This is a genomic window from Limnohabitans sp. 2KL-3, assembly GCF_001269405.1.
GTDB lineage: Bacteria > Pseudomonadota > Gammaproteobacteria > Burkholderiales > Burkholderiaceae_C > Limnohabitans_A.
In genome coordinates this window covers 130,236-149,535 of the sequence record NZ_CXON01000005.1, presented here as the reverse complement: position 1 = coordinate 149,535, position 19,300 = coordinate 130,236, and the positions used below count along the sequence as shown (strand labels likewise).

At 60.8% G+C, this 19,300-nt stretch carries 22 protein-coding genes; 4 read left to right on the top strand and 18 right to left on the bottom strand.

The annotated features are described in order from the left end of the window. Positions 1-58: 58 nt before the first annotated feature. The 18 genes from AMM41_RS09225 to AMM41_RS09140 all read right to left on the bottom strand — a co-directional run bounded on the left by AMM41_RS09225 (position 59) and on the right by AMM41_RS09140 (position 16,296). Complete coding sequence (locus AMM41_RS09225) at positions 59-1,444, bottom strand: PucC family protein (protein WP_089956643.1); 1,386 nt, start codon at positions 1,442-1,444, stop codon at positions 59-61. Between the two features lie 51 nt (positions 1,445-1,495). Continuing rightward, positions 1,496-1,690, bottom strand: coding sequence for a light-harvesting protein (locus AMM41_RS09220; RefSeq protein ID WP_089956640.1), 195 nt, complete (start codon positions 1,688-1,690; stop codon positions 1,496-1,498). 13 nt (positions 1,691-1,703) lie between these two features. Next, positions 1,704-1,856 (bottom strand): light-harvesting antenna LH1, beta subunit, encoded by a 153-nt coding sequence (pufB, locus tag AMM41_RS09215; protein ID WP_089956637.1) that lies wholly within the window; start codon positions 1,854-1,856, stop codon positions 1,704-1,706. A 138-nt stretch (positions 1,857-1,994) separates the two neighbouring features. Next, positions 1,995-2,858: a carotenoid 1,2-hydratase gene (locus AMM41_RS09210; protein ID WP_089956634.1), complete on the bottom strand. Its 864-nt coding sequence runs from the start codon at positions 2,856-2,858 to the stop codon at positions 1,995-1,997. After that, positions 2,855-4,387 carry a 1-hydroxycarotenoid 3,4-desaturase CrtD gene (gene crtD / locus AMM41_RS09205; protein WP_089956632.1) on the bottom strand — a complete coding sequence of 511 codons (1,533 nt, stop codon included), beginning with the start codon at positions 4,385-4,387 and terminating at the stop codon, positions 2,855-2,857. Before crtD ends, AMM41_RS09210 begins: the two co-directional genes overlap by 4 nt. Further along, positions 4,380-5,207 (bottom strand): hypothetical protein, encoded by an 828-nt coding sequence (locus AMM41_RS09200; RefSeq protein ID WP_228769184.1) that lies wholly within the window; start codon positions 5,205-5,207, stop codon positions 4,380-4,382. The genes crtD and AMM41_RS09200 overlap by 8 nt, the downstream gene beginning before the upstream one ends. 36 nt (positions 5,208-5,243) lie before the next feature. Beyond that, the gene (pufC, locus tag AMM41_RS09195; RefSeq protein ID WP_228769183.1) at positions 5,244-6,305 is read right to left on the bottom strand and encodes a photosynthetic reaction center cytochrome PufC; all 1,062 of its coding nucleotides are present in this window, start codon (positions 6,303-6,305) and stop codon (positions 5,244-5,246) included. Beyond that, entirely contained in the window at positions 6,302-7,279 is a 978-nt protein-coding gene (pufM, locus tag AMM41_RS09190; protein ID WP_089956629.1) for a photosynthetic reaction center subunit M, read from the bottom strand. Before pufM ends, pufC begins: the two co-directional genes overlap by 4 nt. 47 nt (positions 7,280-7,326) lie before the next feature. Beyond that, on the bottom strand, positions 7,327-8,163 hold the full coding sequence (gene pufL / locus AMM41_RS09185) for a photosynthetic reaction center subunit L (RefSeq protein ID WP_089956626.1): 837 nt from the start codon (positions 8,161-8,163) through the stop codon (positions 7,327-7,329). 84 nt (positions 8,164-8,247) lie between these two features. Continuing rightward, positions 8,248-8,457, bottom strand: coding sequence for a light-harvesting antenna LH1, alpha subunit (gene pufA, locus AMM41_RS09180; RefSeq protein ID WP_053168888.1), 210 nt, complete (start codon positions 8,455-8,457; stop codon positions 8,248-8,250). Positions 8,458-8,467: 10 nt separating this feature from the next. Next, positions 8,468-8,692 (bottom strand): hypothetical protein, encoded by a 225-nt coding sequence (locus tag AMM41_RS09175; RefSeq protein ID WP_089956622.1) that lies wholly within the window; start codon positions 8,690-8,692, stop codon positions 8,468-8,470. 44 nt (positions 8,693-8,736) lie between these two features. After that, positions 8,737-8,880, bottom strand: a complete 144-nt coding sequence (pufB, locus tag AMM41_RS09170; protein ID WP_019425952.1) for a light-harvesting antenna LH1, beta subunit — start codon at positions 8,878-8,880, stop codon at positions 8,737-8,739. Positions 8,881-9,020: 140 nt separating this feature from the next. Next, entirely contained in the window at positions 9,021-10,547 is a 1,527-nt protein-coding gene (bchZ, locus tag AMM41_RS09165) for a chlorophyllide a reductase subunit Z (protein ID WP_089956619.1), read from the bottom strand. Next, a complete protein-coding gene (bchY, locus tag AMM41_RS09160; protein WP_089956615.1) occupies positions 10,544-12,097 on the bottom strand; it encodes a chlorophyllide a reductase subunit Y in 1,554 nt (517 codons plus the stop codon). Before bchY ends, bchZ begins: the two co-directional genes overlap by 4 nt. Before the next feature lie 30 nt (positions 12,098-12,127). Next, positions 12,128-13,144 carry a chlorophyllide a reductase iron protein subunit X gene (locus AMM41_RS09155; protein WP_089956612.1) on the bottom strand — a complete coding sequence of 339 codons (1,017 nt, stop codon included), beginning with the start codon at positions 13,142-13,144 and terminating at the stop codon, positions 12,128-12,130. Beyond that, positions 13,141-14,094, bottom strand: coding sequence for a chlorophyll synthesis pathway protein BchC (gene bchC / locus AMM41_RS09150; protein WP_089956609.1), 954 nt, complete (start codon positions 14,092-14,094; stop codon positions 13,141-13,143). The genes AMM41_RS09155 and bchC overlap by 4 nt, the downstream gene beginning before the upstream one ends. 37 nt (positions 14,095-14,131) lie before the next feature. Then, positions 14,132-15,349, bottom strand: a complete 1,218-nt coding sequence (locus tag AMM41_RS09145) for a methyltransferase (RefSeq protein ID WP_089956607.1) — start codon at positions 15,347-15,349, stop codon at positions 14,132-14,134. 32 nt (positions 15,350-15,381) lie between these two features. Continuing rightward, a complete protein-coding gene (locus AMM41_RS09140; protein WP_089956606.1) occupies positions 15,382-16,296 on the bottom strand; it encodes a polyprenyl synthetase family protein in 915 nt (304 codons plus the stop codon). A 217-nt stretch (positions 16,297-16,513) separates the two neighbouring features. Here AMM41_RS09140 and AMM41_RS21855 point away from each other — a divergent pair, with 217 nt between their 5' ends. From AMM41_RS21855 to AMM41_RS09125, 4 genes are all read left to right on the top strand, one after another. Beyond that, on the top strand, positions 16,514-16,684 hold the full coding sequence (locus AMM41_RS21855) for a hypothetical protein (RefSeq protein ID WP_194944687.1): 171 nt from the start codon (positions 16,514-16,516) through the stop codon (positions 16,682-16,684). Positions 16,685-17,152: 468 nt separating this feature from the next. Beyond that, positions 17,153-17,491, top strand: coding sequence for a zinc ribbon domain-containing protein YjdM (locus AMM41_RS09135; RefSeq protein ID WP_089956604.1), 339 nt, complete (start codon positions 17,153-17,155; stop codon positions 17,489-17,491). Positions 17,492-17,497: 6 nt separating this feature from the next. After that, the gene (locus tag AMM41_RS09130; RefSeq protein ID WP_089956602.1) at positions 17,498-17,839 is read left to right on the top strand and encodes an ATPase with chaperone activity; all 342 of its coding nucleotides are present in this window, start codon (positions 17,498-17,500) and stop codon (positions 17,837-17,839) included. A 38-nt stretch (positions 17,840-17,877) separates the two neighbouring features. Continuing rightward, positions 17,878-19,230: an MATE family efflux transporter gene (locus tag AMM41_RS09125; protein ID WP_089956600.1), complete on the top strand. Its 1,353-nt coding sequence runs from the start codon at positions 17,878-17,880 to the stop codon at positions 19,228-19,230. The last annotated feature ends 70 nt before the right edge of the window (positions 19,231-19,300 follow it).

Sequence of the window (19,300 nt, the reverse complement as noted above, 5' to 3'; positions counted from 1 at the left end):
GTGATGGGTTTGCATGGTGATTCCTTGTGAATGCGTGAAGTTGATTAAAACAAACAGATTATGCAAACTTGGCTGAATGCCGCACAGGGCGGATCAAAGGTCCCATAGCCCAAAGGGTCAGCAGGAGCAGCACCATTTCGAGCCCGTAGACGGACGAGTAACCCAGCACCGAACTGCTGCCCAGCGCTACGCCGTCGCGTACCAAACCCCCAACGGCCATGCCCACGCCGGCCGCCGTGGCTTGCACCGCTCCCCAAGCGCCCATGGCCAAACCAATTTGCTCGGGGGGGGCCATTTGCATGGTGGCAGTCAGGGTGCCGTGGGCAAACAAACCTGCACCCAAGCCAATGAAGAAAATACCCACCGCAAACAAAACCGGTGACATCAAGGGGGCGGAGGCGATCACTGCTGCAAAAGCGGGCAGACCGACCCATGCGCCCCAACTGGCCATTCGGTAGGCGTCCCCGCCCCGCCCCAACACCTTGGAGGCCCAGGCAAAGCCAATCAAACCGCCCAATGCCAATGTGGCGGTGAGCATGGTGGTGGTAGAGACACTCAGATTCAAAATCTCGCCACCAAAAGGTTCCAACAAGACATCTTCCATGGTGAAGGCCATGGTGCCCAGCCCCACCGCGAGCAAACGACGCAAGGTGTTGGGCCCTTGGCAAAACAGCTGCCAAGCTTGTGCGAATGTGTGGTCAACCGGGGTGCCAGGTTTGCGCAGACGGCTGCGCGGCTCTTGTTTCCACAGGGCCACCACGTTGAGCACCAGGGTCATCACGGCCACGGCTTGCACCACACGAATGAGCTGACCCGGGCTGTAGTCGCGCAGCAAATGGCCGAGCATCAAGGCGCTGCCGATCATGCCCAGCAGTTGCATCACGTACATGAGGCCCACCACTTTGGGTTGGCTCTCGGGCGGGGCCAGGTCGGTGGCCAGGGCCAAACCTGCCGTTTGCACGGTGTGCATGCCAATGCCCACCAACACAAAGGCGCCTGCCGCACCCACCAAACCCACCCACGCCGGGGCTTGGCTCGACTGCCCTGCTCCGGCCAGCACCAAGAGCGCAAAAGGCATGATGGAAAAACCGCCAAATTGCAGCAAGCTGCCCATCCAGATGTAGGGCACGCGCCGCCAGCCCAGTTGCGAGCGGTGGTTGTCCGAGCGAAAACCGATCAGGGCACGAAAAGGGGCCACCAGCAAAGGCAGGGCCACCATCAAAGACACCAGCGTGGCGGGAACTTGCAGCTCCACAATCATCACGCGATTCAGGGTGCCCACCAGCATGACCATGGCCATGCCGACAGAAATTTGAAACAGCGACAAGCGCAGCAGACGGGACAGCGGCAGATCCTCGCTGGCAGCGTCGGCGAATGGCAAAAAACGGGGGCCCAAGCTGGCCAGCGTGTACGCCAAAGAAGATGGTTTTTTGGTTTTGGTCATGGAGGAAAGACCAAGCGCTTTCGCGCTTGGCCGTTCGGCGGGGTTCACCCGTTACTTCTTCACCGCAGCATCGGCCGCAGGTGCTACAGCCACCACTTTGGTGCCACCGTTGAGGAAGTTTTTCACCCAAGAAGTGTTCAGGGTCAGGGCCAGGTGCACGCTGAAGGACGCAACGGCCACAGCAGCGATGAACACTGGAATACCGACCGAAGGTTTCACCACACACCACATTTTCGAATAGATCATGGCAGTACCTCTCTTATTTGAGCCAAGGTGAATAGATGAAGGCCAACAGGTGGGCAAATGCGGCAATCATGCCGAAGATTTGCGTACCCTGGATGAGATTGCGGTGAATCTCTTCCGATTCGGCCTCGGTCAGTCCCGTTGGCCAGACTTTGTCTGAGTTCGACATAGTTTTTCTCCTTGAAGAAAACGTGCAAGGCCCGCACGAGGGCTATTCATGGCCACCATGGCCACAAATGGGGTTGCCTTGAACGCGCTCGCACGTCGGCACACTGGGCCGGGCTGGACAAGTTCAAGGTTGTTCATCTCAAGCCCGCCTTGGCATGCGCCAGGGCAGCATGGCTTGAACCACCGGTGACACCAAGCGTGGCACCGACAGGGTTTCGTGGAAGGCGAGCAAGGGCTCGCCTGCGTAATCAAATTGAAGCAAGGCACGCTGGTAAAACGGCGTGTCTTCGAGTTGTTCGTGCACCCGCACAGGGTGTGCGCTGCGCATGCGCCGGGCAATGCGCCAAGCCGTTTTGGACAGGCGCTGCGCCGGGGGCGTGGCGATGGGCTCGACCGCACCCTTGGGTGTGAAGCGCAGCGACAGCACACGGTCTTCGGTGCCGGGTGCTTGCATGTCGTAAAACACCACGGTAGAGCCATCGCGGGTGCGGGCGCGTGACCAGTCCCAGGTGTGAAAACCCTGGTCTACCGGCTCGTCACCTTCGTTGGAATCGAGGTAAGCGTGGCCTTGCCATTTCAGCTCAGGGGCGCTCAGGTCCACCTCGATGCGCGAGGCCGGAGCCAAAGGTCCCCAGCGGTGTTGGCCTGCCACATCCAAGGGTGTGGAGTAGCCAAACAGTTGCTGTGGCCACAGTTTGATGCGACCCCGAATGCGGTGCGGAAAAGGCACACACACTTCGTTGATGTCGATGCTCAGGCAGTCACCGTCCCAGCTCAGTTGACTCGGTCCAATGGTGAATTGGCGTTCGCTGCGGTGGCAGTGGCGCTGGCCCCGCTCGGTCATGGCCCAGCGGCCTTGGCCTTTGCTGTAAATGGCCACGTTCAGAGCGCAATGATTTTCTGGACTGGCGCGGCCACTGCGCCGCGCCCAAGCGTAATAAGGCGAGAACACACTGCCTACAAAGGCAATGAGGGTGATACCGTGTTGGCCGCAATCACTCATGGCGTCGACATACCACCAAAGGTAGCCTCCATCGGGGACGTGCTGGTCGAAGCGAGGCTCGCCATCACGGCTTCGGCCGCCCGCTGCCCGGACAGCGCCGCCATCGGAACCCCCGGCCCAGGATGCACGCTGCCCCCCGCCAGATACAGGCCCTGCAGGGGTGTGGTGGAGCCAGGTCTGCTGAAGATGCTGGTCCAGCCGTGTGTGGCCTGCCCGTACAGGGCTCCCGCGCTGGCCGGAAAACGCCGATGAAAGTCCTGCGGTGTCGTGCGCAAGCTGTTGGCCGCTGTGGGGTGCAGCTGCAGACCCAAGCGAGACAGGTGCTGAAAGGTTTTCGTTTGGCATTGTTCTAAAGCCTCCTCGGTGATTGCGTTGCCATCACCGCTGGCGGGTGCGTTGACCAAACAAAAAATGCGTTCTGACTGGCCAGGCAAAAGGTCCTCAGGTCGGTCTTGTGCACAGACATAAACCGTCGGTTGCTGCGGCAGGCGCTGGCGTTCAAAGATGTCTTCAAACTCGCTGGCGTAGGTGCTTTGGAAAAACACGTTGTGCCGGTCCAGAGCCACACCATCGGCGGGGGCATGCATCGACCAGGTCAAGGCCGACAAAGATCGCGGAGGTGCCGCCTTGGGCACGGCACTGCGCACCTCATCGCCCAGCAAACCCTGGCGCAAAGCGGACGCGTCGCCATTGAAGATGATGCGGTCGGCCGGTAAAAACTCGCCCGACTGCAGGTGCACACCACACACGCGGCCCTGGCGCTTTTCGATGCGCTGGCAGGTGCTTTGGTAGCGGAACACCGCCCCTTGTCGACGGGCCACCCGGGCCAGCGATTGGGCCATGCCCACCATGCCGCCTTCGACCGACCAGACCCCGTCCATCTCGACTTGTGCGATCAGCATCAGAGTGGCCGGTGACTGCCATGGCGATGAGCCGCAATAGGTGGCATAGCGGGCAAAGAGTTGACGCAAACGCGGGTCCGTGAATTGGTGTCCCAGTTGCTGCCACAGGCTGCGCATGGGACCGAGTTGGGCCAACACGCCCAAACCTTTTAAACCCAAGTCCCCCATGAAACCGCCCATGCTCGGACGCTGGGCCCGGATCATGGGGCCTTCGAGCGTGGCATACAGCTGACGGGTGGTTTTGCAAAAATCAGCAAAACGCCGGGCTTCGTCACCGCCTGACCAAGCGGCAATGGCTGCTTCGCTTTCTTGGGGGTTGGCCGACAAATCGAGCTGGCTGCCATCGGGCCAAAAATGTCTGGCCAGCACCTGCAGCGGTGTGATGCGCATCTCGGCCTCAACACTGGTGCCCACGCTGCGCAGCAAGGCATCAAACACCCAGCGCATGGTGAACACCGTGGGGCCGCTGTCGATATGTGCGCCGTTGACCTCGCGGCTGTGGACCTTGCCACCGGGTGCGTGGGCTGACTCGACCACGGTGACGTCCAGCCCGCGGTGGGCCAGTGCAATGGCACTGCACAAACCGCCCATGCCCGCGCCAATGATGACCACTTTGTGCTCAGACATGGCTGGGCTCCAAGGTGTGGACATCCAAGGCCGGCTGGGCCACTGGAACAACAGGGTTCGTGCTGAACACAGGGGTTTTTAAGTCGTACGCTTGGCCCTGCCAAACCCCGGCCATTTGCAAGACCTGCATGCGAACAAACAGCGACTCTGAAAAAAACTGGTGCTTGTAGGCCGCAGCACTGGCCACCTGATGCGCCCCTTGGTGCGCGTAGTCCAGCATGGCGGCCGTGTCCCGCCACAAGCTGAATGTGCACTGCCTGACCAAAGGGGCCTCGCCCAAACCCATGGCCAACAAACATCCTGGTGCATGACTCAGGTCGGCCTGCGCCGCTGGGGCGTAACGCCAAAAGGCCATGGCCTTGGTGGGCACAATGCTGGCACGCGTGAGCACCGCAAAGGGGCCTTTGGCCTGGGCTTGTTGATCCCACTGCTCACCCAAAGCTTCTGCGCTGCTGGCTTGCCAAGCTTGCTTGTCCCATTGCCCGCGTGCCGACTGCACCGTCAACACACCCGACCAGCACTCACGGGCACGGCTTTGGTAGGCCTGGACAAAGGGGCTGTCCAGAAAACGCAAGGCCAAATCCAGATGGCTGAAAGTGCAAATCAGGCCTTGGTGTGTGGCACTGGGCCGCAAGCTGAAACCGCCGCCATGGCCGCTGCCCATGACTTTGATCATGGTCAGGCCGGGCACATCTTTGTAAGGCGTGGCCCCAGCCACCAGACGCAACCAGCCCCAGCCCTGGTGCTTGCGACAAAAGTCGGCCAGCAACACCACCACCACGCCTGACAGCGGGTCATGAAGAGAGGTGGTGGGGTCCATGACAGCTGTCCAGTGTGGAGACGGTGATGCGTTCGACTACTTGGCCGCCACTTTGGACGCGGCCAAAGCAGGTTTGAGCAACTCGGGGAAGTCTTTGGCCATGGGCGCACCGTTCAAAGGCTTGTAAGCACCTTGGTGGCAAGTGGCGCAATTGAGCTTGGCCACGTCACCCATGGGGCCCTTGCGGTGCGCCGGGAAGACTTCGGTCAAGGGCTCCATGTAGGTCAGGTTCAGATCACGCGCCATGCGGATGCCGTGCCAGGCCGTCACACGCTGAGGTGGGCTGTTTTCCCAATTCTGGAAAGACTGCGTGTTGTGGCAATAAGTGCAGTTCACACCCAACGAGGTCGACATGTGTGTCATCAGCCCATAAGTCCATTCGGCTTGTTTGATCGACTGGCGGTTGCCCGATGGCAAAGCCGTGGAGCCGTTGACACGGATCTTCTGGTCGCCCAACAAGAACGGGGTGAAGGGGTCGTTGGGCAAGGAAGACAAATTGACCACTGGTGAGGGGCTGTTTTGTCCGGTCTTGTCGCCGATGAAATTCGAACCATAAGGCTGTGGATCGGCTTTGAACCAAATGGCGTTGGGCACGGGTTCACCGCGATGGCATGTGTAGCAAGTCACCCCGGTTTTGGCCACATGCGGCTGCCAGTCGGCGTTGATGTGTTGGGTCATCTCGACCATGCGCCGCGCCACCACCTTGGTGTACTTGGTGTCGTCTTGAAAGTTGGGCAAGGCGTGGCAATAGGCACAACCTTCATTGGGAGCGACCCAGCTGGTCATCGAGACCATCAGGCGGTTGAAGTCACCCACACTGAGGTCACCCAAAACTTTGACGTTTTTGTACACCTGTGAAGCTTTGGGCCCGTCAGATCCGGCCGAAGGGATCGCCACAGGAGGCTGGTTCTTTTCGGTTTTGACTTCGAGCAAACGGGCGTTGTAAACCTGGACCATGCCGGTGCCACGGTAACCGCTTTGCACCGTCTCAGGAATCGGGCGTTCGCAGCCGGCCAGCACGAGGCCGACCAGTGCCAGGCCCAGACCTTTGGCCATGCGGCTCATCCAACGGGGAGAGTGTGTGGTGTTCGGGTTCATGGCTTGACTCCTGTGCTCAGCGCGGGGTCAGCCATCGCTGGAAAAATTTCGGGGTACGGTGGCGCCACGCCATGCTTGATGGCCCAGAGGTACCAGTTGTCGACCACGGTGCCGGTCAGCAAGATGCCGATACCGCCAGTGATGGGGCACAGGACGGCGAACCACCAGGCCCAACGGTGAATCGATTCCATGGTGGCGTTGAAACCCATGGTCCAGCGCCAGAACAAGGCGGCACGCTCAGAGGCCGTGCCCCGGTCGGTGATCTGCTCGATTTCGCGTTCGCCACCGAAGCGGGTGACCGCCAAAATGGTCGCACCGTGCATGGCAAACAACAGGGCCGAGCCATAGAGGAACACGATGGACAGCGCGTGGAAGGGGTTGTAGAACAGGTTGCCATAGCGCAGCGAGAAGGCCGCCGTCCAGTCCAGGTGAGAGAAGATGCCGTAAGGCACAGCCTCACCCCAAGATCCCATCAGGATGGGGCGGAACAGACCCAGCACCAGGAACAACCAAATGGCGGCTGCAAAAGCCCAAGCGATGTGTGTGCCCATGCCCAGCTCCACTGCGCGGCGGTAAGTGCGAGCCCACCAGAACATGACCGATGCGGTGAGGAACAAACCCACAATGAGGAACCAGCCGCCTTGGTTGAGCGGGGGCAAACTCAGGCCGTAGCTCGGTGGTGGCGGCTCCAGCGACAGCCAAAACAACTGCCGCACGAACTGGATCGGGTCGTAGTTGACCGAGGCCAGCATGTTCATGCCGATCAGGGTGAAGGCGATCATGCCGAACACGAGTGAGGCCAGGCCCAGGCCACCGAGGTAGATGGGACCGAGCTGGGCATTGCCCAGTTTGCCGATCCAGTAGTTGATCAGGGGTTGCCCGGTGCGTGGGCTGTTGCCGTGTCCAAGTTCCACCCCGTGGTGGACTGGACCCACGGCTTGCACCGTGGTGAACAGGTTTTGATAGTCGGCCATTTGCGGTACTCCTCAATTCTTGGGGTTCGTGCTGCGTGCAGTCCGAATCAGACGGGCCACTGGGACCAGATGGGCATGTTCAGCCACCAGCTCCACCACTCGGGCCAGCCACGGCTCCAGAAGGGGCCGCTGAGCACGATGCACAGAGCGCTGAACAACACAGCCGCCAGGGCCATGAACAAACCCAGGCGGTGGATGCCCAATGTGCCGATCGAGTAGCCGATGATGTCGCGGAAGAACGTGTCTTCGTGCTCGGGGGTCTTGACCACGGTGCCCGGTGTGGGGTTGGTGGAAGACAAGATCAGACCGCCGTGCAGCGACAAGGCAAACACACTGGCAAAGAAGAAACTCACAGCGATCATGTGCGCCGGGTTGTAGTGAAAGTGCAGGTACTGGTAGCCCACGTTGGACACCCAGTCGAGGTGGCTGTAGATGCCATAAGGAAAGCCGTGGCCCCAAGCGCCCATGAGCACAGGGCGAATCACCACCAAGGTGAAATACGCCGAGATGGCCACCCCAAAGGCCACGGGCACATGAAAGCCCATGCCCAGCTTGCGGCAGATTTCGACCTCGCGCATCATCCACGAGCCAAAAGCGCCCAATGCACACACCGTGATGAGCTGCCACAGGCCGCCTTCCATCAAGGGTGCAAAGCGCAGGCCGTAAGACAAATCAGGCGGTGCGATGCTGATTTGCCAAATGTTCCAGGTCGGGCCTTGTGAGGCTCCCCACAAAATGAGCGCCGTGCCCAGGAACGAAAAGAACAGGGTTGTGACGCCGAAGAAGCCGACGTAAAAGGGTCCGACCCAAAAGTCAAACAAGTCACCACCCAGCAGGGTACCACCGCGAACGCGGTACTTTTTCTCAAAACTCAGCATGGCCATGGTTGGGTCCTCCTGCCTTCAGTGGATAAACAGATGCCGCATTGACACGGGTTCAATGGCGGCACCTGAACGGCAAGTCCTGGATCAGGACTTGGGCGCGGCCAGCGAAGCCACAGCCGTGGGCAGCGGCGAGTTTTGCGCCGATGCTGCTACGGGTTTTTTCGCGCCGTCGAGCCAGTTGAATTTGTTGGTGCTGAGCAAGATGAGGTGAATCATCGCGGCCAGGCCAAACAAGAAAATGCCCTGCAGTACCATGGCACGCAAAGGGTCGTAAAGTCGCCAAATTCTCCACATGGTGAATCTCCTAAATGATGTGGGACATGAAGGTGTACACCGCAGCTTTCACACCTTGGCTCATGCTCTTGGCATCTTCTGCGCCGGGCAGCAGATCTCTCCAGTGAACGCCGACCAGTTTGGCCAGTACGACGACCACAAACAGACATCCGAATCCGATGAGGAAGATGGACCAATACGCAGGGGATTCATCCGCACGCGAATGCTCCTCTTTGAATGGGCTTGTGTTTTGCATGACAGTGACTCCGTCAATCTATGGTTGAAAAAACAGGCTCTGAATCAGAACCAGGGACGCCACGCCCAGACCAGGATGTGGGCCAGAACAGCAACTGCTGTAAAGCCTACGGTGCCTTGCATCCAGTAATGGTGGAACTCCTGGGCTTCCTCATCGGTGAGTCCGGAAATTGATGTCTTGGTGGACATGTTTTGCTCCTTTTAAAGAGGCCTTGCGACCCGGGTTGCGCACAGCCCGCGCAGATGGGCATCCGCAGCCAAAGGCCACGACATCGGATAAGCCGTGCCGCATGTGGCGGCACCTGCTGTTGTGTTGAGAGGGGTGTGCTTCATGCCGCCACCCCCAGACCCAGTTCGCGGCTGGCCGCGACCACATGGGCTTCTGTCACCTCGCTGTGACCCTGGGCCTGCGAGAGTTGTTCGGCTTGGTCACGCAATCGCTTGGCCGCTGAAATTTGCACCAGCACCGGCTGGCTTTGCACCACATCGCGCAGGCGCTGCTGGGCCTGGTCTTGCCAGCTGGCGTTCGGGGCAACCACCCCACGCGCATGGGTGGCGGGGGCCTTGTCCATGTCGGTGCCCAGGGGCAAGATGTGGAACAGTGCATCAAACAGCGCGTTGCACACTTCCTGGATCACATAGCTTGCACCGCTGTAGCCCATGAAAGGCGTGCCGGTGTGGCGGCGAATGATGGCCCCAGGAAAAGAGGCGGGAATGAAGGCCGCACGCATGGGGCTGCCGCCTGAGATTTCGCTCAGGTACATGCGCTCGTTGTAGCTGCCGAACATGATCAAAGGCGTTTGCGTTTTGACCAATTCGCGCACAGCCACGTTGTCGGTCTTGGTGCCTGCTGTGCGCGAGATGCTGAAGCGGCAAGGCAAACCCATCTCGTTTTCGAGGAAGTTTTTCAAACCCCGTGAATACGTTTCACCGGCCACCACCGCAAAACTGGCCGTGGCAAAAAAGTCTTGGGTCACCGAGCGCCACAGGTCCCACATGGGCTTCAAGGTGGTGTGCTTTTCTCGCTCAATGAAAGGCTCGGGGTCCAGGTGCAGCAACTGACCCAGCTTGCGCAGGAAATTGGTGGTGCTGTGCAGCCCGATGGGCGCTTGCAAATAGGGGCGCTCCAGCGCCTCGCACAGCATGCGCCCGAACTCGCGGTACATGCAGATGTTCACATCGGCTTCGACCAGACGCGACACATCGGCCAGGTGACTGCCCAGCGGGAAGACCATGTTGACGTCGGCACCAATGCCCTGCACCAAGCGGCGAATTTCGGCCAGGTCACTCGCACTGTTGAAGGTGCCGTAGCAGGGGCCAATGATGTTGACGCGGGGCTTTTCGCCCACAGGGCGGTCTTCAAAAGGTTTGCGGGCAGGCACTTTGCGCAGACCGTACTCACTCCACAACCAGTACATGGCGCGGTTCGCGCATTGCCATTGGTCTTCGTCGATGGTGCGTGGCAAAAAGCGCGCGATGTTGGTGCCTTCGGGCGTGACACCGCCGCCGATCATCTCGGCGATCGAGCCGGTCACCACCACAGCGGGCAGCTCGGGGTCGAGCGTGGCGTGGGCGCGTTTCATGGCGCCTTCGGTGCCTTCGCGGCCCAGCTGCTCTTCAGCCAGGCCCGTCACCACAATCGGCAATTCGTGCGGAGGCAATGCATCGGTGTAATGCAGTACCGAAGTCACGGGCAGGTTTTCGCAGCCCACCGGGCCGTCGATGACCACTTGCAAGCCTTTGATGGCGGTGAACACATACACCGCACCCCAGTAACCGCCTGCGCGGTCGTGGTCGAGGATGAGTGGCGACTTGGGTTTGGCCACAGTGCTGGGAGGGGGTGTGACTTGGTTCATGAACCCATCTCCTCGGCTTTGCGCTTTTTCAAGAGCTTTTCAATCTGTCGGCGGGTTTCGGCTTTGAACTCTGGCCGGTCTTTGGGCACCGACTCCCACACGCCTGCGGCGTGGCCTGCGCCCACATCACCAAAGAAGGACTTCATGGCGTCAAAGCGGGCCTGATTGCCCATGGCGGCCTGCACCACCTGCACCAGCGAACCCGCACCGGCCACACCCATCAAGGGACGGGCCGAAATCAGGTTGGTGAAATACAAGGAAGGCACGCTGTTTTGCTTGGCGATCTGCACCACCGGGGTGGTGCCAATGGCCAGCTGTGGCCGGTATTCGTACATGGCGTTGAGGTCTTGCTCGAGTGAGGCGCGCATTTGCACCTGCACGCCCTTGGCTTGCAGCCAGGCGATGTCTTGTGCATTCCACTCCGTGGCCGGGCAAGCCGAGCCCACGTAGCGCAGATCGGCTCCGCACTCCACCAGCAAACGACCCACCAACAACTCGGAGCCTTCGTAGCCACTCAAGGTGATGCGGCCCGAAATCGGTTTTTGCATCAAGAGGCCACGCATTTGCGCCAGAGACTGGTTGCGAGCCACGTCGATCTGCGCCTGAGCGATCCCTGCAGCCTGACCGATGTTTTGCAGCCAGTCTTGTGTGCCTTCGAGGCCCACCGGGGCCGAGCCCACGACAGGGCGACCGGCGGCTTTGAATTCGCGCACGCTGGCGGTGTAGAACGGGTGGATGGCGGCAGCCACCGAGCAGTCGAGTGCGGCGTACAACTCGCGCCACTCGCGTGTGGGCACCACCGGGCCAGCGGCCAGGCCCATGGGCGCCAGCATCTGGCCAATGATGACCGGGTCGGCCGGGAACATCTCGCCCAGCAAAGCCACTGTGGGCAGATCGCCACGACCGGCACGGGGCGCGGCCACGGGGCCACTGATGATTTCTTCGCGAGCGTATTTCAGCATCGCCCCGGCCAGCACGTCTTTGGCCTCGGCATGGGTGGGCACACCAAAACCGGGCACGTCGATGCCGATGATGCGCACACCATTGATCTCTTTGGGCAGCAGCTGCAGCGGCACACCGCTGGCGGTGGGCACACACAGGTTGATGATGATGATGGTGTCGACCTGGTTCGGGTCGGCTTCGGCGTGCACCGCTTCGCGGATGTCTTCAAACAGCTTGCCGGTGACCAGCGACTCGGAGTTGAAGGGCACGTAGCCCACGCTGCGGCGTGCGCCGTAAAAATGTGAGGTGAACGTCAGGCCGTACACGCAGCAGGCCGAGCCTGACAAGATGGTGGCGGTGCGCTTCATGCGCAAACCCACACGCAGCGAACCAAAGGCCGGGCACATGCTTTGCGGTTGATCGTGTGGGCCGGCATCGGGTTGGCGCGGATAGTCGCGGGCGTACTGGTCCAGCACCTCGGACTTGCCCGCCTCTTTGGCGGCGGCCACCATGGCTTCGGTGCCGGCGTGGCAACCCATGCCGTCGCCTTGCAACCCTGCGGGGTTGGGAGCGTCGGTGCTGGGGTGAATCGGAATGGTGCGTGTCATGGCCGTGTCCTGTGGGTGTGACTTGGCAACTCAGGCCGCGTCGTAGACGACTTCCAGCGAAGGCTTGATGTCTTCGTGCTTGCCGACCATGTCGAACACGGTGGCGGGCTCGAGCACCACATTGCGGCCCACCACGTCAGCACTGAACAAACCCAGCAATTGGTCTTGTGTTTGGGGCTTCGGACGCATGGGCGGGGCTTCGGCCACGTTCTTGGCCAACTCGGCAAACAGTGGGCCCCACTCGCCGTCGGGGCGGCCGATGATTTCGTAGCTGGCGCTCTTGCGGCGAATGTCTTCGTTGGCCGGAATGGCCGCCAGCACCGGGATGCCCGCATTGGCTGCAAAGCTCTGGGCTTCGCCCGTGCCGTCGTCTTTGTTGATGACCATGCCGGCCACGCCCACGTTGCCGCCGAGCTTGCGGAAATACTCCACCGCCGAGCACACGTTGTTGGCCACATACAGCGACTGCAAGTCGTTGCTGGCCACCACGATCACTTTTTGGCACATGTCGCGGGCAATGGGCAGACCAAAGCCACCGCAGACCACATCGCCCAAAAAGTCGAGCAAGACGTAGTCAAAACCCCAGTCGTGGAAACCGAGTTTTTCGAGTGTTTCAAAACCGTGGATGATGCCGCGACCGCCGCAGCCGCGACCGACTTCGGGGCCACCCAATTCCATGGCAAACACGCCATCGCGCTTGAAGCACACGTCGCCAATGCTCACGGCCTGGCCGGAGAGTTTGAGGCGCGATGACGTTTCGATAATGGTGGGGCAGGCTTTGCCGCCGAACAACAAACTGGTGGTATCGCTCTTGGGGTCGCAGCCGATCAGCAGCACCTTTTTGCCCTGCTGCGCCATCATGTAAGACAGGTTGGCGAGCGTGAAGCTTTTGCCGATGCCGCCTTTGCCATAAATGGCAATGATTTGTGTCTCTTTGGTCACTTCGGTGGTGCTGACGGCGTCGGGTTCGACGTCGGCCTCGCGGCGCAGCACTTCAACAAATTTGATGGGCTGGGTGGTGGCGTCTGTGGTGGTGGGGGTGTTCATGCAGTGGCACTCCAATCAAGGATCATCTTGAGACAGCTCGCATCTCCGAAGGCGGTCTCGTAGGCAGAACCAGCTTGCGTCGATGGCTGGGTATGGGTAATCAGGCCGTCCAGTGACAAGCGACCGGTGTTGACCAGTTCGTTGACGGCCAGCAAATCGGGGCGCTTCCACTCGGCGGCGATGCGCATGCGGGCTTCACGCATGAAGGCCGGGGCGTAGGCAAAGGTGAGGTCTTGTTTGTAAAAGCCAGCCAAGACCAGCTCGCCACCGGGGCGCAGGCGCTGAATCAGGCTGTTGAGCAGGCTGCCATCGCCGCTCACGTCGTAAATGGTGCGGTAGTCGCGGCGTGGGTCGTCTTGCGGCTGAACCACCGTGTAGCCCTCGGCCCCTGAAGAACGCTGGGCTTGGGTTTCCCACACGGTGGGGGCAGGCAGGCCGGCAGCAACAGTCAGTCGGGCCAACAGGCGACCCATGACACCGTGGCCGACGATGAGTTCGGGGGCTTCAAACGGGTCTTGCTGACCACCGCCCGACACTGAGTGGTACGCCGTGGCAGCCAAGGCCAGCAGCACCGATTGCGCCCCCAGGTGATCGGCCACAGGCACCACTTTTTGCTCGGTCACCACCAAGCGCGAAGCCGCGCCGCCAAACAGGCTCTTGACACCCGTGAAGCAATTGGCACCTGGCACAAACACGCGCTGTCCGGCTTGAAGTCCCGAGTCTGAGGCGCTGCGGACCACGCGGCCCACCGTCTCATAACCTGGCACCAAGGGGTAACCCATGCCCGGGAAGGGGGGCATGCTGCCGTCCCAGAGCATGCGCTCGGTGCCGGTGCTGATGCCACTGAACTCGACCGCCACTTCAATCTGGCCGGTTTGCAATTCGGGCAAGTCCAGGGCCTGCAGGGACAGGTGTCTGGGGCTGTTGAAGACGACGGCTTGGGATCTCATGGTTGTATTCTTTGCTTTACATCAAGATATGTCAAAGTTAATTGACACTTTTTTGAGAAACAGAGGGTAAACACTGAGATTTACGTCCCAAAAGAATGCGGGCATGGATGGGCATGGCGTTGGGCACTTGCTCGACATGTGTGAATCCGGCCTCTTGCATCATGGTTTGCAGCTCTTGTGGGGTGCGCAAGCGCCCTGCTCCCATGGCCAACAAATAAAAGTGAAAGTAGGCATCGGCCGAAGCACTGGGCTGTCCAGCTTCGTCTTCGGGCTGCGCCATGGGCTCGGCCAACAACAACACCCCACCCACCGGCAAGGCCGCAAAGGCTTTGTGCAAGATCTGCCGCACCACCACATCGGGGTGGTCGTGCGCCACACGCACCAAAGTGATCAGGTCAGCCCCCTCGGGCAAGGGATCGTCCAGAAAACTGCCCGGGTGCAGGGCCACACGCTCCGTCAAACCTTTGGCTTGCAAGCCTTCACGGGCCAGCGCCAGCACGGGCGGCAGGTCGAACATTTTGAATTTGAGGTGCGGTGCGTGTGCGGCCAACTCGCTGACAAACCGGCCCTTGCCCGCCCCCACGTCCAGCACACAACGGTGTTCATCAAAAAAGTAGGACGACAAAATCTCTTGCACCACAAAGCCCTGCGAAGCCGCCATGAGCTGCGAGTAGCGGGTGAACTTGTCCACCTCGGCTTGGGGCGATGCCACGGGTGCGGCTTGCTGATGGGCATAGGGCCAGTACTCGGCCATGCCACCGCTCCACGCATTGTTCAAAAACTGCACCGGGTCCTGCATGTCTTGGTAGAGCAAGTGGTTGTGCTCGATCATTTGGGCAATGCCCTCGTGCTGCGCCAGCGGCACACCCAAAGGACCCAGACCAAAACGGCCCTGGCTGCGGTGCTCCAGCAGTCCCAGCGCCACCGCCGACAGCACCAAGCGCTGCAGCACAGCGGGGGCCAGACCGGTTCGATGGGCCAAATCGTTCAAATGAGCGGGGGCCTGATGCAAGGCCCGAAACAAGTCCAGCCGCACGCAAGCGAGCAAGACCTGGCTGTGCACAAACCCGGCCATCAAATCGAACAGCTTGCGGGTGCGCCTGCGGGTCAACCAGCGTGTGAGCGGATTGCTGAGCGACCAGCGGTACAAACCGGGGTGGGCGTACCAGCGCTCCAGACGGGCTTGCCAGGCATCTTTGATCGAGGTGCCAGCGGTGTGGGCCTGCACGGCCGCCAAATCCAGAGGTTGGGACATGATTTTTCCTTGGTGTGAGGCCGTCCGGGCGCTCAATGGGGAGCGCTGATGCGGGCAGCGGCCACTTCGGGGTGGGTCTTGAAATAGCCGTCGCACAGGGCTTTGGGCACCAAGCGCTCGGCCTCCACCTGCACCAACTGGCGCAACATGTCGCGGCAAGAACACGCCGGAATCGACCCCGCAGCTTGGTCGATCAGGTGGTCAAAATGGGCAATCGCCCCAGTCAAGCCCAGCGCTTGGGCTGAGCTGGGACGGGCATGCAATGCGTCTTGCCCAGCAGGTTTGCCCAAGGTGGCGGCGTCGGCGATCACGTCGCGGATGTCGTCGGCCACTTGGTAGGCCTCGCCCAAATAGTGGCCCAAGTGAGCCCAAGGCTCAGGGGCCACACCACAGCTGAGGGCCCCAGCGCAGGTGGCCGACACAAACAAAGCCCCGGTCTTGGCACGCTGGTATTGGCCCAGGTCAGCGCTGCTCTCGCACTCCCAGGCTTGCCCGGCCACGATACCGTGGGGCAGGCCCACGCCAGATGTCATGTTGTCCATGAGCGCGATCAAACGCTCGGGGCGCTGTGCACCGGCTTGCAACAACACGCGGTAAGCCATGACGATCAGGCCGTCACCGGCCAACAGCGCCAGCGGTTCGCTGAAAGCCTTGTGCACCGTGGGCAGGCCGCGTCGGGTGTCGGCATTGTCAAAAGCGGGCATGTCGTCGTGCACCAGCGAAGCGCAATGCATCAACTCCAAGGCCACAGCAGCGGCATTGGTCAACTCGGGCGTGTCATCACCACAGGCGGTGGCCACGGCCATGCACAACTGCGGGCGTATGCGGGCCCCGCCCGAAAACACGGCATGCCGCATGGCGGCGACCAAACGAGGCGGTGCGCCCACACCGGCGGCTTGCTCAAAATGTGTGCTCAGGGCTTGCTCGGCGCGTGTCAACAGACTCATGGGACCTCCGGAGGGAAGACCTGTCAACTCAAGCTGACAGACTTGAGTGTCAATATATCTTGATTTTTGAGTATGTCAACCCGTGTTGACACCCAACGAGCGCTTGGGCGAGTGAAAAACAAGCCCATCCAGCCTTCGTGCTGCAGTCCAGTGCGGGTGCGGCCGATGACACGGTCATTCCCGGCTAGGATGTCAGTCACACATGGGGAGCAGGGTCATGGGCATTTGGTTGGAGCTGGGCATTTTTGGACTGGTGTTCGTGTTTGCCTTTTGGCAAATGCACGACGTGCGCAAGGCACAGGAAAAGACCCGGCAGCAAAGGGCACAGGAAAAAGCACAACAAGAAGCGCAAAACCGCGAATCATTGGACAAAGAGACACAGCCATGAACTCATGGACCCAGCCCCATGATTTTTTTTGTAGGAGCGACGCCCCCGTCGCGAAAAGCCTCGCAAACCACCACCCATCGCCCCGAGGGCGGGGCTCCTACAAAATGCAGGGCCTCCCCTTGTAGGAGCGACGCCCCCGTCGCGAAAAGCCTCGCAAACCACCACCCATCGCCCCGAGGGCGGGGATCCCACAAAATCCAGGGCCTCCCCTTGTAGGAGCGACGCCCCCATCGCGATCAAGCCTCGCAGACCCCAAGAATCGCCCCGAGGGCGGGGCTCCCACAAAATGCAGGGCCTCCCCTTGTAGGAGCGACGCCCCCATCGCGATCAAGCCTCGCAGACCACCAAGCATCACCCCGAGGGCGGGGATCCCACAAAATCCGGGGCATCTCCCCCCCAGGAGCGACGCCCCCGTCGCGATGGCCCACATTTGCAGACGACAATGCTTGATTTGCTGATTTCTTGAACATGACCACCCTGCCCGCCTGCCCCCAATGCCACGATGAATACACCTACGAAGATGGCAATTTGTTGATCTGCCCCAGCTGCGGGCACGAATGGAGCCCCGCCGAAGCGGCTGCCACTGAGGTGGCCAAAGTCTGGAAAGACGCCCACGGCAACGTGCTGCAAGACGGCGACAGCGTCACCCTGGTCAAGGACCTCAAGATCAAAGGCTCGTCTTCGGTGGTCAAAGTCGGCACCAAGGTCAAGAACATCCGCCTCATCGAAGGCGACCACGACATTGACTGCAAAATCGAAGGTTTTGGCCCCATGCAGCTGAAAACCGAATTCGTCAAAAAAGCCTGAGCCGGCATGAGCAACGACAACCAGCTTTACCTGCCCGAGAGCTTCACGGCGCTGTATGTGCCACCCGGCAAAATCAAACCCAGCATCGGCCACCGTGAGATGGCCGAGCGCTACGAGCTGTGCGAAGACCTCGCCAACTTGCTGACCGAAAAGGCGGCCAACATGCAGTTCACGCTGGGCATTACCGAAGAACTGGTGCTGACGCAATGCGAGCTGGGCCTGCTGGCCGAGCCTGCCGTGGTCTCGCCCGCCGAAGCCCGTTGGGTGGTGTGCCGCTTGGCCGAGCTGCTCAATTGGCCGATGCACCAACTGTTGCAAGCCCCCTTGCCCAACGCACCTGTCACCTGAGTCACCGCATCTGACGGGCAAACTGGGAAGATGCGTCCATGAACGCTCCCCACAACGACTTGCAGCGCCTGCTCAGCGCTCCAATCTTGCCCACCTTGCTCAAGCTGGCCGCGCCCAATGTGCTGGCGATGGTCATGACCGTGCTGGTGGGCATTGCCGAAACCTACTATGTGGGGCGCTTGGGCACTGCGCCTTTGGCGGCCATGGCGCTGGTGTTTCCGTTTGCCATGCTCACGCAAATGATGTCGGCTGGAGCCATGGGCGGCGGGGTATCTGCCGCCATCAGCCGCGCCCTGGGTGCCTCTGATGTGGACCGAGCCCAAACCCTGCTGCAACATGCCTTGGTGATTGGCTTGGCAGCAGGCCTGATTTACAGCGGTATTTTTTTGCTCTGGGGCCCCGATTTTTACGCCCTGCTGGGCGGACAAGGCGCTGTGCTGGAGGAAGCGGTGCTCTACGGCCAAGTGCTGTTTTCAGGGGCCGTGTGGGTCTGGCTGCTCAACACCCTGGCCTCGATTTTGCGGGGCACGGGCAATATGCGGGCACCGTCCATGACGCTGGTGGCCACGGCGGTTTTGCAAATCGCGCTGGGCGGAGTACTGTCACTGGGGGCCGGCCCCATACCTGCCATGGGCATGGTGGGCGTCGCTCTGGGACACATCGTGGCCACCCTGGCGGGGGTGGTGGTGTTTCTGTGGTATTTGCTCAGCGGACAAGGCCGATTGCGATTGCCTTTGCAAAGCTTCACCCTGCACAAAAGCCTGTTTGCCGACATCTTGAAAGTGGGGGCCGTGGCCTGCTTGTCACCCGTGCAATCGGTGCTGGCCATCTTGATTTTCACGGGCATGTTGGCCCAACTGGGCACACCCGCGCTGGCTGGGTATGGCATTGGTCAAAGGCTTGAGTTTTTGTTGATCCCGATCGCCTTTGGCATCGGCGTGGCTTCGGTGCCCATGGTCGGCTTGGCAATGGGGGCAGGCCAAGTGGCCAGAGCGCGGCGCGTGGCCTGGGTCGCCGGTGGCGTATCGGCCTTCAACCTGGCCCTGATCGGCGCGGTGGTCACCCTGGCACCCGATCTGTGGGCGCGTTTGTTCACGCAAGATGAAACCGTGCTGCATTTCGCCCGCCAATACCTGGTGACGGCAGGACCGGCCTTTCCCTTCTTTGGCCTGGGACTGACTTTGTACTTTGCATCCCAAGGCGCAGGCCAAGTGATCGGGCCCGTGCTGGCCGGAACCGTGCGCTTGGTGCTGGTGGCCGGGGCCGGTTATGGGTTGACGCAACACCAAGGCACCGCGAACAGCTTTTATGCCTTGGTGGCCGTGACCATGGTGCTTTATGGCGTGGTCACTGCGGTGGCCGTCAAAGTCACCCCGTGGGCTGGACGCTGAAGAAAGCCGGTCCACATCGGGTCAGGCCGCTTACAAAATAAAGCGCCTTTTCTGCTGTAAAGTGGACATC

Excerpts from the sequence above, each read along its gene's own strand:
- AMM41_RS09225 (WP_089956643.1), bottom strand. The coding sequence starts at position 1,444 with ATGACCAAAACCAAAAAACCATCTTCTTTGGCGTACACGCTGGCCAGC.
- AMM41_RS09220 (WP_089956640.1), bottom strand. The coding sequence starts at position 1,690 with ATGATCTATTCGAAAATGTGGTGTGTGGTGAAACCTTCGGTCGGTATT.
- pufB (WP_089956637.1), bottom strand. The coding sequence starts at position 1,856 with ATGTCGAACTCAGACAAAGTCTGGCCAACGGGACTGACCGAGGCCGAA.
- AMM41_RS09210 (WP_089956634.1), bottom strand. The coding sequence starts at position 2,858 with ATGAGTGATTGCGGCCAACACGGTATCACCCTCATTGCCTTTGTAGGC.
- crtD (WP_089956632.1), bottom strand. The coding sequence starts at position 4,387 with ATGTCTGAGCACAAAGTGGTCATCATTGGCGCGGGCATGGGCGGTTTG.
- AMM41_RS09200 (WP_228769184.1), bottom strand. The coding sequence starts at position 5,207 with ATGGACCCCACCACCTCTCTTCATGACCCGCTGTCAGGCGTGGTGGTG.
- pufC (WP_228769183.1), bottom strand. The coding sequence starts at position 6,305 with ATGAACCCGAACACCACACACTCTCCCCGTTGGATGAGCCGCATGGCC.
- pufM (WP_089956629.1), bottom strand. The coding sequence starts at position 7,279 with ATGGCCGACTATCAAAACCTGTTCACCACGGTGCAAGCCGTGGGTCCA.
- pufL (WP_089956626.1), bottom strand. The coding sequence starts at position 8,163 with ATGGCCATGCTGAGTTTTGAGAAAAAGTACCGCGTTCGCGGTGGTACC.
- pufA (WP_053168888.1), bottom strand. The coding sequence starts at position 8,457 with ATGTGGAGAATTTGGCGACTTTACGACCCTTTGCGTGCCATGGTACTG.
- AMM41_RS09175 (WP_089956622.1), bottom strand. The coding sequence starts at position 8,692 with ATGCAAAACACAAGCCCATTCAAAGAGGAGCATTCGCGTGCGGATGAA.
- pufB (WP_019425952.1), bottom strand. The coding sequence starts at position 8,880 with ATGTCCACCAAGACATCAATTTCCGGACTCACCGATGAGGAAGCCCAG.
- bchZ (WP_089956619.1), bottom strand. The coding sequence starts at position 10,547 with ATGAACCAAGTCACACCCCCTCCCAGCACTGTGGCCAAACCCAAGTCG.
- bchY (WP_089956615.1), bottom strand. The coding sequence starts at position 12,097 with ATGACACGCACCATTCCGATTCACCCCAGCACCGACGCTCCCAACCCC.
- AMM41_RS09155 (WP_089956612.1), bottom strand. The coding sequence starts at position 13,144 with ATGAACACCCCCACCACCACAGACGCCACCACCCAGCCCATCAAATTT.
- bchC (WP_089956609.1), bottom strand. The coding sequence starts at position 14,094 with ATGAGATCCCAAGCCGTCGTCTTCAACAGCCCCAGACACCTGTCCCTG.
- AMM41_RS09145 (WP_089956607.1), bottom strand. The coding sequence starts at position 15,349 with ATGTCCCAACCTCTGGATTTGGCGGCCGTGCAGGCCCACACCGCTGGC.
- AMM41_RS09140 (WP_089956606.1), bottom strand. The coding sequence starts at position 16,296 with ATGAGTCTGTTGACACGCGCCGAGCAAGCCCTGAGCACACATTTTGAG.
- AMM41_RS21855 (WP_194944687.1), top strand. The coding sequence starts at position 16,514 with ATGGGCATTTGGTTGGAGCTGGGCATTTTTGGACTGGTGTTCGTGTTT.
- AMM41_RS09135 (WP_089956604.1), top strand. The coding sequence starts at position 17,153 with ATGACCACCCTGCCCGCCTGCCCCCAATGCCACGATGAATACACCTAC.
- AMM41_RS09130 (WP_089956602.1), top strand. The coding sequence starts at position 17,498 with ATGAGCAACGACAACCAGCTTTACCTGCCCGAGAGCTTCACGGCGCTG.
- AMM41_RS09125 (WP_089956600.1), top strand. The coding sequence starts at position 17,878 with ATGAACGCTCCCCACAACGACTTGCAGCGCCTGCTCAGCGCTCCAATC.